This is a genomic window from Streptomyces albus subsp. chlorinus, from assembly GCF_013302895.1.
Lineage (GTDB): Bacteria > Actinomycetota > Actinomycetes > Streptomycetales > Streptomycetaceae > Streptomyces > Streptomyces chlorinus.
Genome location: NZ_VJOK01000001.1, coordinates 6517646 through 6529883 on the forward strand (window position 1 = coordinate 6517646; position 12238 = coordinate 6529883).

Here is a 12238-nt window from a genome sequence, read left to right on the forward strand (position 1 = left end):
GCAACACCACACACGCATGCGACACCCGGAGCGGGTCGGAGGAACACCCTCCCACCCGCTCCGCCGCATCAGTACGTACCGCATCCTCCCCGCACGGCGGCGCGGAACGCGCCGGGGGCCTGTCCTGTGCGCTGGTGGAAGAACTTGGCGAAGTTGGTGGCGTCGGCGAAGCCGAGGGCGGTGGCGACGCGGGCCGCGGAGTGGTCGGTGTGCGCCAGGAGGCGTTTGGCCTCCAGTATGACGCGGCGGTCGATGAACTCCTTGGCGCCGACGCCGGCCGCGGCGTGGGTGGCGCGGGAGAGGGTGCGCGCCGAGTAGCCGAGGGCGTGGGCGTAGTCGGTGACGCGGCGGCTGCGGGCGAAGTCCCGCTCCACGGCGGCGCGGAAGCGGCGGAAGGCGTCCGAGGTGGCGTGTCCCGGGTCCGGGGTGCCGCCGTCCGCCTCCGTCAGGCGCAGGAGCCGCAGCAGGAGCGCCGCGAGCAGGTGCCGGAGGACCTCGGTGTGGGCGTCGGCGGCGTGCGCGTGTGCTCCGGCGGCGAACTCGAAGCGCAGGTGGTCGAGGGCGAGCCGGACGGCACGGGCGTGCTCGGCCACCGGGTGGCGGGCCACGGCGCCGCTCGCCTCGTCCAGACCGACCGCCGCGGCCGTCGCCGGGTCGGGGAAGGTGGGCTGGAAGAGGACCAGTGTGCCCTCCACACCGCTCAGGTCGCCGTACTGCTGCACCTGTCCCGGCCGCACCCACAGCCAGCCGCCGGGCGGGGTCGTCCGGTCGGTGAAGTCGACCGCCTGGCGCAGTGTGCCGTCCTCCACGGCGAAGAGCTGGTGGAAGCCGGGGCGCTGCGGGTCGGACAGCCGCTGGCCGCTCGCCGCCGCCCGGTCGCGCAGGTCGGAGAGGGTCATGACCTCCACCCCCGTGGTGGGTACGCCGGGTGGCGGGGCGTAGGGCAGCTCGGGGATGGGGGCGGTGGTGTGTCCGTTTCTCACCATGGTCGGTCGTGCCCTTACCTCGCGGGGGTACCACCGTGCGGATAGCTTCGGTGGTGTCGCACAAGCGCAGCTCACCAGGAGTACCACCATGGCGCACATCGCCGTCTTCGGGGCCAACGGGAACATCGGCAGCAGGATCGTCCGCGAGGCGTTGGACCGGGGTCACCATGTCGTGGCCGTGGTCCGCGACCCGGACTCGTTCGTCGCGTCGCGGGACGCCGTCACCGTCACCACCGGTGACGTGCTCTCGCCGGACTCCGTCGCGGCCGTGGGCGAGGACGTGGACGTCGTCGTCAGCGCGGTCGGCGGCAAGGACGGCCCCGGCCATCTGGCCACCATCAGGCCGGCGGCGGAGGCCCTGGTCGCCGGGCTGCGCTCGCTGGGCGGGGAGGCGCCGCGGCTGGTGTTCGTCGGCGGTGCGGGGTCGCTGCGCAGGCCGGACGGTTCCCGGGTGTGGGACACCGAGGGCCTGCCCGAGGCGATCCTGCAGATCATGCACGCCCACGGGGACGCGCTGGAGTACCTGCGGGGCGTCGAGGACGTGCGCTGGACGAATGTGAGCCCCGCCGCCACCATCGAGCCGGGCGCCCGCACGGGCACCTACCGGGTGGGCAAGGACGATCTGGTCGTGGACGCCGACGGGAACAGCCGCATCTCGATGGAGGACTACGCCGTCGCCGTGCTCGACGAGATCGAGAACCCGCGGCACGTGCGGGAACGCTTCACCGTGGGTGACTGAGGCGCGGACGGGCGGGACCCGGCCGGCCGGGGACGGCCGGGAGCCGCCGGGGCGGCTAGGGGAGTTGCCGGTCCAGCGCCGCCCTGCCTTCCGTGGCGATCCGCTCGCGTGCCCACTGGAGGTTCCGCTCGGTCAGGTCGCGACCGGAGGCGAGGACCACGTCCTCGGGGGTGGGTTCGCTCGCGGGCGCGGAGTGCAGGACGTCGTCCGGCGTCGTGCCCTCGTAGCGCCGGCGGAACTTGGCGATCTGCCCCTCGGAGTCCACGACGCGTGCCTTTCCGGTGTAGAACGGATGGCTCTCGGAGGAGATCTCCACGTCGACGACGGGGTAGGTGCGTCCGTCGTCCCACTCGATGGTGGTGTCGCTGGTGGCCGTCGAGCGCGTCAGGAACGCGTATCCGGCCGCCTGGTCACGGAAGACCACCTCGTGGTAATCGGGGTGGGTTTCAGACTTCACGAGTCACTCCTTCCCCCGCGTACAGGGCGCCCCATCCAGGCTACGTCCGGCCGCCTGGGACGGCATCCTGCCTGGTCGGGCCGGGTCGGCGGGGAGGTCGGCGCCGCGGCCGTGCGGTGTCGCGGCCGTGCGGTGCCGAGGTGCGGACCCGGTGCGGGCGCGTGATGCTGGAGGGCGCGGTCGTCGTCCCCTTCCAAGCGAGGTACGGATGCGCACCAACGACCTGACCAACGCTGTGCTGGCCGACCTGCGGAAGCCCCGCCCCTACCCCGCGGTCACACTGGTGGTGCCCACGCACCGCACCAAGCCGGACCGGTTCCAGGACCCGGTCCGGCTGCGCAACGTCATCGCCGAGGCGGGGCGGCGCCTGGCCGACGACCCGCAGGTGTCCGCGGCCGTGCGCAACGACGTGATGGCGCAACTGGAGGCGGCCGAGAGCGAGATCGACCTGGTGTACGCGCTCGACACGCTGGTCGTCTTCGCGGCGCGGGACGAGCACCAGTTCTGGCACCTGTCCCGGAGCACCGACACCGAACGCATCGTCGTCGACGACACGTTCCTCACCCGCAACCTGGTCGCGGCCAAGGCCCAGTACCGCCCGTACTGGGTGCTCACCTTCGCCGAGGACAAGGCCCGGCTGTGGAGCGGCTCGGGCGAGCAGCTGACCGAGGAGCAGCGCTACGGCTTCCCGGTCGAGAGCGAGACGAACCTCTCCGAGCGCGAGCGGGCGTCCCGCACCGGGGACTTCACCACCGGCTACCGCGACGAGGCGGCGCTCCAGCATCTGCGCGCGGTGGACGCCGGACTGTCCAAGGCGCTGGAGAACGAGCCCAGACCGCTGCTGGTGGCCGGGCTCCAGCACGGGCTGAGCGCGCTGGCCGACGTCGGCACCCACGCGGCGCGCGAGGCGCTGGCCGCCGTCCCCAAGGGCGGGCTGGCCAACGCGCGGGCCTCCGTGGTCTTCGAGGCGGTGGCGCCCGCCCGCGCCGAACTCCTGCGGGCGCGGGGCGACGAGGCCCTGGCGCGGCTCGGGAGCGCCATCGGCCGCAACGAGTTCGTCGCGGGTATCGACGAGGTGTGGCGGGCGGCGCGCGAGGGCCGGCTCGCGCTGCTGGTCGTCGAGGAGCCGTACCGGCAGAAGGTGCGGCTGGTGGGTGGCCATCTGGCGCCCGCGCCGGACGACGCCCACAGCGACGCCTCGGGCGAGGTGTACGACGACATCGTGGACGAGACGGTCGAGGCGGCACTCGCCACCGAGGCGGAGGTGGTCTTCGTGGGGGACGGGGCGCTGGCCGAGCACGGCAGGATCGCGGGCGTGGTCCGCTACACATGGGCGGGCTGACGGCCCGGGCCGGGGGAGCGGCGGCCACCCGGGGCCGGCCGCCGTGACGGCCCGCGGCGAGGAGCACACCGCCAAGGCCGACACCGACAGGGCGCACACCGCCAAGCGGCAGACCGCCCAGGCGGACCAGGGCGGGTCCCGGGGCGGCGGCCGGCTGTGGTACGCGGCGGCTGCCTTCGTCTTCGCCGTCGGCATGGCCGGCACCACCCTGCCCACCCCGCTCTACGGGCTCTACCGTGCGGAGATCGGCTTCGGCGAGCTGATGGTGACGGTCGTGTTCGCCGTCTACGCCGTCGGCGTGATCGTGGCGCTGCTGGTGGCCGGTGACTGGTCCGACAAGCTGGGGCGGCGGCCCGTCCTGCTGGCGGCGCTCGGCCTGTCGGCGGCCAGCGCCGTGTGCTTCCTGCTGGAGGGCGGGCTGCCGCTGCTGTTCTCCGGGCGGCTGCTGTCCGGCTTCGCCGCCGGGCTGTTCAGCGGCGCGGCCACGGCCGCCGTCCTCGAACTGGCACCCGCGGGCAGCCGGGGCTTCGCCGCGACCGCGGCGAACATGGGAGGGCTGGGCTGCGGCCCCCTGCTCGCCGGCGTCCTGGCCCAGTACGCGCCCCGCCCGCTGACCCTGCCCTTCGCCGCCCATCTGGCGCTGCTGGCCGTGGCCTGCGCCCTGACCCTGGCGCTGCCCGAGACGGTGCGCGGCGCGCGGTCCCGGCCGGGTCTGCGGCCGCGCGGCATGGCGGTGCCCCGCCAGGTGCGGCCGGTGTTCGTGCCGGCCGGGCTGGCCTGCTTCACCGGCTTCGCCGTCTTCGGCCTGTTCACCGCCGTCTCGCCCGGGTTCATGTCCGAGACCCTGCGCATCGGCGACCTGGCGGTCTCCGGCGCCGTGGTCTTCTCCGTCTTCTGCGCCTCGCTGCTCGGCCAGGCGCTCACGCCCCGCATCGGCGCGGCGCGGGCGCTGCCGCTCGGCTGCCTCGGCCTGGTCCTGGGCATGGCGCAGGTGGGGTTCTCGCTGCTGTGCGCTTCCCTGCCGCTGCTGGTGACCGGCGCGGTCACCGGTGGCGTGGGGCAGGGCCTGGCCTTCCGCTCGGCCCTGGCCGCGGTGAGTGCCCGCGCCCCCGAGGAGCGCCGGGGCGGCACCATCTCGGCGCTGTTCGTGGTGGCCTATCTGGGCATCTCGCTGCCCGTCGTGGGCGTGGGGGCGCTCAGTACCGGGCTGGGACTGCGGGACGCCGGACTGGTCTTCGCCGGCTGCGTCGTCGTCCTCGCCTCCGGGGTGGGCGCGCACCTGTGGCGCACGCGGGACGGGGAGCGGGAGGCGGCGAGGGGCGCGGCGCCGGGGGACGGCTAGCAACGCGTGGGCCCGCGGCTCTTGTCGGCCCGCCCAGGGCGCGTGTAGCGTCCCCGCCACGTCAGGACATCCCATGTCCTACCTCCGACGGCACGAGGGGGCGCCGCACGATGGCGGGAGCGACCGCGAAGCTGACCGCACACGACTTCAGAACGCTCTTCGCCGCCTGGCTGGGCTACCTGATGGACGGCTTCGACTTCGTCCTGATCACCCTCGTGCTGACCGAGGTCGCCGACTCCTTCGGCCTGTCCACCGTCACGGCGGCGACCCTGGTGTCGGCCGCCTTCATCTCCCGCTGGTTCGGCGGGCTGGCCATCGGCGCGATCGGGGACCGGTACGGGCGCAAGCCCGCCATGATCCTGAGCATCGTCCTGTACTCCGCCGGCTCGCTCGCCTGCGGCCTCTCGTGGGGCTACTGGTCGATGTTCGCCGCCCGCCTGGTGCTCGGCCTCGGCATGGCGGGGGAGTACTCGGCCAGCGCCACCTACGTCATCGAGAGCTGGCCGGCGGCGGCCCGCAACCGCGCCAGCGCGCTGCTCATCTCCGGGTACGCGGTCGGCTCCATCCTCGCCGGGCAGCTGTACCGCTTCGTCGTCCCCGCCTGGGGCTGGCGGGCGATGTTCTGGATCGGCGTCGTCCCGATCGCGCTGGCCCTGTGGATGCGGCGCGGGCTGAAGGAGTCGGACGACTGGCAGCGGGTGCGCGGCAAGGGCACCGGGGCCGCAGGCGGTGCGGGGGAGCGGCGGGACTTCGTCACCGTGCTGTTCCGCGGCCGCCGCGCCCCGCTCAACCACGTCGTCGCGGTCGCCGTCGCGCTGGGCCTCTTCCTGCTGTTCACCGAGCGTGCGGGCGGCTTCGTCTGGCCGCTCACCGCCGTCGTCGCGGCCGGATTCGTGCTGTTCGCCGCGCAGTTCGCCGGGCGGCGCACCCCGATGATGGTGACGCTCATGGTCACCGTCTTCTGCGCCTTCCTCTACTCGTGGCCCATCCAGGCGCTGCTGCCCACCTACCTCAAGGAAGACCTCGGCTTCGGTGCGGGGACGGTCAGCGACATGCTCTTCTTCGCCGGGTTCGGGAACGTCGCCGGCTGCGTGCTGGTCGGCTTCCTCGGCGACGCGTGGGGCACCAAACGCACCTATGTGGCCTCCCTGTGCGTGTCCGTCCTGTTCGTGCTGCCGGTCTTCGCCATGGACGGCGGGCAGACGGTGTGGCTGGCGCTGCTGCTGTTCTTCCAGCAGATGTTCGCGCAGGGCATCTCCGGGCTGCTGCCCAAGCTCATCGGCGGCTACTTCATGACCGCCGAACGCGCCGCGGGGCTCGGCTTCACCTACAACGTCGGCTCCCTCGGCGGTGCCGTGGCCCCCGTGCTGGGCGCCTCCCTCGCCGGCGGACACCGCCTCGGCCCCTCCCTGGCCTGGCTGACCTTCTCCCTCACCCTGGTGGTGATCGTGCTGATCGCCCTCGACGCGCCGCTGCGCGTCCAGCGGCTGTGCGGCGACCGCGGTGCGGCCCCCGCGGCCGACCTGACCGAGGACCTCGCCGCCGACCCGTCCCAGCCCGCATCCCGTACCGCACCCCCGAACGACCAGGAGAGTCCGACCCGATGAACGATCACCCGGCGCCCGGCACCGCATCCGGCACCGCGTTCGGCCGCGCCGTGTCCGGCGGCGTGCTCCCGCCGCTGTGCGCCCCCCTGACCGAGGACGGCGAACTGGACGCGGCCTCACTGGAGCGGCTGTGCGGCTTCCTCCTGGAGGCGGGTGTCGACGGCCTCTTCGTCAACGGCTCGACCGGCGAACTCGCCTACCACACCGACGCGTTCAAGCTCGACGCGCTGCGGGTGGTGCGCCACGTCGCGGGCGGTTCCGTCCCGGTGCTCGCCGGCGCGGTGGACATGACCACCCACCGCGTCATCGCCCAGGCCCGCGCCGCCCAGGAGGCGGGCGCCGACGGTGTGGTGGCTACCGTGCCCTTCTACTCGCCCACCCATCCGGGCGAGATGGCCGACCACTTCCGCGCGGTGCGCGCCGCCGTCGACCTTCCGCTGTGGGCCTACGACATCCCCGGCAACGTCCAGCGCAAGCTGCCCGCCGCCGTCGCGGCCGAACTCGCCGACGACGGCGTGCTGGCCGGGCTCAAGGACAGCAGCGGCGACCTGGAGGAGCTGCGCACCCTCCTCGACCTCACCGCGGCCGGCGGTGCCCGCGAGCGTGGCTTCACCGTCCTCACCGGCTCCGAGACGATGGCCGACACCGCCCTGGCCCTGGGCGCCGACGGCATCGTGCCCGGCCTCGGCAACATCGACCCGCACGGCTACCTCGCCCTCCACCGGGCCGCACGGCGCGGCGACCTGCCGGCCGCGGCCCGGGAACAGGCCCGGCTGCGCCGCCTGTACGCGCTCACCCGGGTCGGCGACCCCGCCCGCGTCGGCGCGTACTCCTCCGGCATCGGCGCCTTCAAGGAAGCCCTGCGGCGGCGCGGCGTCATCGCCACCGCCACCACCCCCCTGCCCATGCGCCCCCTCACCGACGAGGAACGCGCCGAGGTGGGCCGCCACCTGGCCGAGGCGGGCCTGGGCCCCTACCGCGCCGCGTAGCCGCCGTCGACCAGGTGGTAGCTGCCCTGGACGAACGAGGCGCGGTCCGACAGCAGGAACGCGGTCACCTCCGCCACCTCCTCGGCCGTGCCGAGCCGGCCCTGCGGGTGGAGGGAGACCAGCCGCTCCCGCATCGGACTGTCGGTCCCGCGCAGCAGCGGTGTGTCGATGAAGCCGGGCCCGACGGCGTTGACGCGGACGCCCTTGTCGGCGTACTCCAGCGCGGCGGTCTTGGTGAGGCCCACCACGCCGTGCTTGGCCGCGACATACGCCGGGCTGCCGGCGAAACCGTTGGTGCCCAGGATCGAGGACATGTTGACGACCGCGCCCCCGCCCGCCGCGGCCATCACGGGCAGCTGGTGGCGCAGCCCGTAGAAGACGCCGCTGAGGTTGGTGGCGATGACCCGGTCCCAGGCGGTCACTTCGAACTCGCCGGTGGGCATCGAGGGGCCGCTGACCCCCGCGTTGTTCACGGCCAGGTCGAGGGAGCCGAAGGTGTGGGTGGTGAACCGTACGGCCTCCCGCATCGAGTCCGGGTCGGTCACGTCCACGACCAGCGGCTCGGCGCGCGTCCCGGCCGCCTCCAGCTCGCCCGCCGCCACCTGCGCGCCGTCCTCGTCGAAGTCGGCGACCACGACCGAGGCGCCCGCCTCGCCGAGCCGCCGTGCGACGGCCAGCCCGATGCCCGAGGCCGCGCCGGTGACCAGCGCGGCCTTGCCCGCGAACTCGCCGCTCATCCCGCGCCTCCCGTCCGGCTCCCCGTCCGCCACCCTTCCTCCCGGCGCGGACGGGCGCATTCCGGCCGCGTCATCCGGGTGAGCGCGGGCCGCGGCCCGGGGCGGGCTCCCCTGGCCGCCGGCTGCGCCCGTTGGCGGGTCCCGGGTTGCGGACCCGGGCCGGTGCGCGTGACATGACGTGCATGACACCTCTGCAGCTTGTCGCCCGACCGCTCCTCGGTACCTTCTTCGTCAGCGCCGGCATGGAGTCGCTGAGCGAGCCCGAACCCCGGGCCGAGCTGGCGGGGCCGTTCCTGGCCAAGGCGCGGGAGAAGGTGCCCGCGCTGCCGGACGACGACGTGCTCCTCGTCCGGGTGAACGCCGCCGTCCAGGTCGTCGCCGGGGCGCTGCTGACCGCGGGGCGTGCCCCGCGGGTGGCGGCGCTCGCGCTCGCCGCCTCCCTGGTGCCGACCACCGTGGCCGGGCACGCCTTCTGGGAGCACGAGGACCCCGGGCAGCGCGCGGCGCAGCGGACCCAGCTCGCCAAGAACGGGGCCGTGCTGGGCGGACTGGTGGCCGTCGTCAGTGACGCCGCGCACCACGCGCGGCTCAAGTCCGCGCGCGGCCGCGCCAGGCACCGCCGGGGCGGCTGGTGCCCCCTCCCCGCGAAGAAGGCGTCGCCCCTGCCCTCCCGCTGAGAGCGCGGCCCCGGCGGGCGGCCCGCTCACCGGGCGGGCTCGCTCACCGGGGGTCCGCTCACCGCTTCAGCGGGTCCGCCGCGGCCAGCACCCGCTCGGCGGCGTGGACGGAGTCCACCAGAGGGTGGAGGGCCAGGGCGCGGAGGGCCGAGGCGGGTGAGGCTTCGAGGGCGGCGTCGATGGCGGCGCGTTCCACGGCCTTGACCTGGAGCATGAGGCCCAGCTGGTCGGGCGCCACCGGTCCCGTCGCCAGCGGGCGGGCCCCGCCGGCGTCGATCAGGCTCGGCACCTCGACCACGGCGTCGTCGTCCATGCCGGGGACGGCGCCCTGGTTGCGGACGTTGAGGATGAGGGTGGTGCGCTCGTTGCGGGCGATGGCCCGCATCAGGGCGAGCGCGACGCGGTCGTAGCCGCCGCCCTCCAGGTCGCAGCTCTCGCGCTCCCAGCCGCCGGAGGCCTGCCGGCTCTCGGCCATATAGGTCTCCTCGCGCTCGCGGCGGGTGGCGTCCCACGCCTGGAAGGCGCCGTCGGGCGCGCCGGGGCCGGTGAGCTTCGCGTAGAAGCCCTCCTGCTGGCGGGCCAGGAACTCGCCCCGCGTGGCGTCGGCTTCGCGGATCGCGGCCAGTGCCTCGCGGTGGTGGTAGTAGTAGTGCAGGTACTCGTTGGGCAGCGCTCCCAGGGCCCGCAGCCATTCCGCGCCGAAGAGCTTGCCCTCCTCGAAGGACTCCAGCGCGGCGGTGTCCGCGAGCAGCGCGGGCAGCCGGTCGGTGCCGTCGACGACGATCCGGCGCAGCCAGCCGAGGTGGTTGAGGCCCACGTAGTCGTAGTGGGCCCGGTCCGGGTCGGCGCCGGCCGCGCGGGCCGCCCGGCGGCACAGGCCGACGGGCGAGTCGCAGATGCCGATGACGCGGTCGCCCAGCACGCGGCTCATGGCCTCGGTGACCATGCCGGCGGGGTTGGTGAAGTTGATGACCCACGCCCCGGGGGCGAGGGCGGCGACGCGCTCGGCGATGCGGGTGGCGACGGGCACGGTGCGCAGCCCGTAGAGCACCCCGCCCGCGCCGACCGTCTCCTGGCCGAGGAGCCCTTCGGCGAGCGGGAGGCGCTCGTCCTCCACGCGCCCGGCCAGACCGCCGACGCGGATGGCGCTGAAGACGAAGTCGGTGCCCTCCAGGGCCTCGTCGAGGTCGGTGGTGGTGCGCACCTTCGGCCCGCCTCCCCCGTGGCGGGCGGTCTGCTCGGCGAGGACGGCGCCGATGGCGGCCAGGCGGCCGGGGTCGGTGTCGTGGAGGACGAGTTCGCGGCAGCGGCCCTCCGGGTCCGTGCCGTCGGCGTCCTCCAGCAGCGCGCGGTGGACAAGCGGGACGCGGAAGCCGCCGCCGCCCAGCACCGTGAGCCTCGTGCCCGTCCTGCCCGTCGTACCCGTCATACCTGTACTACCTCCACATCGGCCTCGCGGAACGTGGCGAGGGTGGCCGGGTCGCAGGACCGGCCGGTGATCAGCATGTCGATGTCGCCGGCCTGGCAGACACGGGCGCTGCCGGTGCCGGGGAACTTGCGGGCGGTGGCCAGCAGGACCGCCTGCCGGGCGGCGCCCAGCATGGCCCGTTTGACCGGGACCTCGACCTCGGTGGTGTCCAGCACGCGGCCGTCGGGCAGGACGCCGCTGGTACCGAGGAAGACGCGGTCGGCGTAGATCTCGCGCAGCGCCGCCTGGGTGAGCTGGCCCACCAGGGAGTGGTAGTTGCGCCGCACCTCGCCGCCCAGCAGGACGAGCGTGACGTCCGCGTCGGAGCGCAGCTCCTCGTAGACGGCGAGGTTGGAGGTGACGACGGTGATCTTCCGGCCGTGCAGCAGCCGGGCGAGTTGCAGGGTGGTGGTTCCGATGTCGAGCAGCACCGTCTCCCCGTTGCCGATCAGCTCCGCGGCCCGGGCGGCGACGGCGTCCTTGGCGGGGAGGTCGTCCACCTCCTCCTCCGCGAAGGGCCGTTCGGCCGGCTCGCGTGCGACGGCGCCGCCGTAGACGCGCCGCAGGCGCCCCGCGTCGGACAGGTCGGTCACATCGCGCCGGGCGGTGGCCTCGCTGACCTGGAGCCGCCGGGCGATCTCGCCGACGGGCAGCACGCCCTCCTCGCCAAGGATCCGCAGCAGCTTCTCGTGCCGGGTTTCGCGCAACATGGCCAGCACCCTAGCGCGGCTGCGCGTCTCTGCGCGACTGTGAGCGAGGTATTGCATGCGAGCGCGGAAGCGTGCAAGGTATCGCTCAAACCAGTCACTGAGAAGTCATCTTCTGGCCATAGCTGAGAGGGGCGAGCGGCCTTGAGTACCACTGGGAGCGCTCAACCGGCACCGACCGGGAGCTCGTTGGACCCGCTGGCCGCCCTGCGCTCGGACGGCGGACCCGAGACCGATGTGTTCCTCACGGGAACCGTCTTCCTGGACATCGTCTTCACCGGCCTCGACCATGCCCCCGTGCGGGGCACCGAGACCTGGGCCCGCGGCATGGGCTCCAGCCCCGGCGGCGTCGCCAACATGGCGACCGCGCTGCGCAGGCTCGGCCTGCGGACCGCGCTCGCCGCGGCGTTCGGCGACGACATGTACGGCGACTACTGCTGGGAGGCCCTCTCCGACAGCGAGGGCATCGACCTGACGCCGTCGCACCGGGCCAAGGGCTGGCACTCGCCGGTCACGGTCTCCATGGCGTACGACGGCGAACGCACCATGGTCAGCCACGGGCACGAGGCGCCCAAGCCGTGCGTGTCGGTGGCCGCCCGGCCGCCCTCCCGTGCCTGCGTCGCCTCGCTGGCCCCCGGCCGGATGGGCGGCTGGGTGCGGCAGGCGCACTCCGAGGGCAGTCTCGTCTTCGCCGACACCGGCTGGGACGAGACCGGCGCCTGGGACCCGGACACCCTGGCCGACCTCTCGCTGTGCCACGCGTTCCTGCCCAACGCGACGGAGGCCATGCACTACACCCGCACCGACAGCCCCGAGGCGGCCGTCGAGGCGCTCGCCGAACTGGTGCCGGTCGCGGTGGTGACGAAGGGCTCGGGCGGCGCCGTGGCCATCGACGGCACCACCGGGGAACGCGCGGACGTCCCCGCCCTCGCGGTGGAGGCGCTCGACCCGACCGGCGCGGGAGACGTGTTCATGGCCGGATTCACCACCGGCACCCTGGCCGGCTGGCCGCTCGCCGACCGGCTGGCCTTCGCCAATCTGACGGCGGCGCTGTCGGTCCAGCACTTCGGCGGTTCGCTCTCCGCGCCCGGCTGGAGCGAGATCGCCGCCTGGTGGCAGTACGCGCGGCGGATCGGCGGCCAGAGCGCGGAGGTGATGCGGCGGTACGCCTTCCTGGACGACCTGCT

Annotated in this window: 11 protein-coding genes and 1 pseudogene; 7 read left to right on the forward strand and 5 right to left on the reverse strand. The window is 74.3% G+C overall.

The features are described 5' to 3' along the window. Nucleotides 1–68: 68 nt before the first annotated feature. Nucleotides 69–986, reverse strand: a complete 918-nt coding sequence (locus tag FM076_RS28210) for a helix-turn-helix domain-containing protein (protein WP_173873684.1) — start codon at nt 984–986, stop codon at nt 69–71. Between the two features lie 88 nt (nt 987–1074). On the opposite strand from FM076_RS28210, the gene FM076_RS28215 reads away from it, so the two are divergent. Next, nucleotides 1075–1725: an NAD(P)-dependent oxidoreductase gene (locus tag FM076_RS28215; RefSeq protein ID WP_173873685.1), complete on the forward strand. Its 651-nt coding sequence runs from the start codon at nt 1075–1077 to the stop codon at nt 1723–1725. A 208-nt stretch (nt 1726–1933) separates the two neighbouring features. Here the strand turns inward: FM076_RS28215 and FM076_RS34275 are convergent. Then, nucleotides 1934–2182, reverse strand: a pseudogene (locus FM076_RS34275) (type B 50S ribosomal protein L31); the annotation flags it as partial. A 208-nt stretch (nt 2183–2390) separates the two neighbouring features. Between FM076_RS34275 and FM076_RS28225 the strand changes: the two are divergent. The 4 genes from FM076_RS28225 to FM076_RS28240 all read left to right on the forward strand — a co-directional run bounded on the left by FM076_RS28225 (nt 2391) and on the right by FM076_RS28240 (nt 7462). Beyond that, nucleotides 2391–3524 (forward strand): hypothetical protein, encoded by a 1134-nt coding sequence (locus tag FM076_RS28225; protein ID WP_173873687.1) that lies wholly within the window; start codon nt 2391–2393, stop codon nt 3522–3524. A gap of 193 nt (nt 3525–3717) precedes the next feature. Continuing rightward, nucleotides 3718–4866: an MFS transporter gene (locus tag FM076_RS28230; protein ID WP_180218752.1), complete on the forward strand. Its 1149-nt coding sequence runs from the start codon at nt 3718–3720 to the stop codon at nt 4864–4866. Between the two features lie 110 nt (nt 4867–4976). Next, the gene (locus tag FM076_RS28235) at nt 4977–6473 is read left to right on the forward strand and encodes a sialate:H+ symport family MFS transporter (protein ID WP_173873688.1); all 1497 of its coding nucleotides are present in this window, start codon (nt 4977–4979) and stop codon (nt 6471–6473) included. Next, nucleotides 6470–7462, forward strand: a complete 993-nt coding sequence (locus FM076_RS28240) for a dihydrodipicolinate synthase family protein (protein ID WP_173873689.1) — start codon at nt 6470–6472, stop codon at nt 7460–7462. The genes FM076_RS28235 and FM076_RS28240 overlap by 4 nt, the downstream gene beginning before the upstream one ends. On the opposite strand, the gene FM076_RS28245 is transcribed toward FM076_RS28240, so the two are convergent. Continuing rightward, a complete protein-coding gene (locus FM076_RS28245; protein WP_173873690.1) occupies nt 7447–8199 on the reverse strand; it encodes an SDR family NAD(P)-dependent oxidoreductase in 753 nt (250 codons plus the stop codon). The two genes, FM076_RS28240 and FM076_RS28245, sit on opposite strands and share 16 nt — an antisense overlap. 182 nt (nt 8200–8381) lie before the next feature. On the opposite strand from FM076_RS28245, the gene FM076_RS28250 reads away from it, so the two are divergent. After that, nucleotides 8382–8876 carry a DoxX family membrane protein gene (locus FM076_RS28250; RefSeq protein ID WP_173873691.1) on the forward strand — a complete coding sequence of 165 codons (495 nt, stop codon included), beginning with the start codon at nt 8382–8384 and terminating at the stop codon, nt 8874–8876. Nucleotides 8877–8934: 58 nt separating this feature from the next. Here FM076_RS28250 and FM076_RS28255 read toward each other — a convergent pair whose 3' ends face one another. Further along, nucleotides 8935–10305 (reverse strand): 6-phospho-beta-glucosidase, encoded by a 1371-nt coding sequence (locus FM076_RS28255; protein ID WP_173873692.1) that lies wholly within the window; start codon nt 10303–10305, stop codon nt 8935–8937. Then, nucleotides 10302–11054 (reverse strand): DeoR/GlpR family DNA-binding transcription regulator, encoded by a 753-nt coding sequence (locus FM076_RS28260; RefSeq protein WP_173873693.1) that lies wholly within the window; start codon nt 11052–11054, stop codon nt 10302–10304. Before FM076_RS28260 ends, FM076_RS28255 begins: the two co-directional genes overlap by 4 nt. 186 nt (nt 11055–11240) lie before the next feature. On the opposite strand from FM076_RS28260, the gene FM076_RS28265 reads away from it, so the two are divergent. Further along, on the forward strand, nt 11241–12238 hold a 998-nt coding region (locus FM076_RS28265; RefSeq protein ID WP_243274659.1), incomplete at its 3' end, for a carbohydrate kinase family protein.

Bases quoted from the DNA above. Each gene is read 5' to 3' on its own strand.
- FM076_RS28210 (WP_173873684.1), bottom strand. From the start codon at position 986: ATGGTGAGAAACGGACACACCACCGCCCCCATCCCCGAGCTGCCCTAC.
- FM076_RS28215 (WP_173873685.1), top strand. From the start codon at position 1,075: ATGGCGCACATCGCCGTCTTCGGGGCCAACGGGAACATCGGCAGCAGG.
- FM076_RS28225 (WP_173873687.1), top strand. From the start codon at position 2,391: ATGCGCACCAACGACCTGACCAACGCTGTGCTGGCCGACCTGCGGAAG.
- FM076_RS28230 (WP_180218752.1), top strand. From the start codon at position 3,718: ATGGCCGGCACCACCCTGCCCACCCCGCTCTACGGGCTCTACCGTGCG.
- FM076_RS28235 (WP_173873688.1), top strand. From the start codon at position 4,977: ATGGCGGGAGCGACCGCGAAGCTGACCGCACACGACTTCAGAACGCTC.
- FM076_RS28240 (WP_173873689.1), top strand. From the start codon at position 6,470: ATGAACGATCACCCGGCGCCCGGCACCGCATCCGGCACCGCGTTCGGC.
- FM076_RS28245 (WP_173873690.1), bottom strand. From the start codon at position 8,199: ATGAGCGGCGAGTTCGCGGGCAAGGCCGCGCTGGTCACCGGCGCGGCC.
- FM076_RS28250 (WP_173873691.1), top strand. From the start codon at position 8,382: ATGACACCTCTGCAGCTTGTCGCCCGACCGCTCCTCGGTACCTTCTTC.
- FM076_RS28255 (WP_173873692.1), bottom strand. From the start codon at position 10,305: ATGACGGGTACGACGGGCAGGACGGGCACGAGGCTCACGGTGCTGGGC.
- FM076_RS28260 (WP_173873693.1), bottom strand. From the start codon at position 11,054: ATGTTGCGCGAAACCCGGCACGAGAAGCTGCTGCGGATCCTTGGCGAG.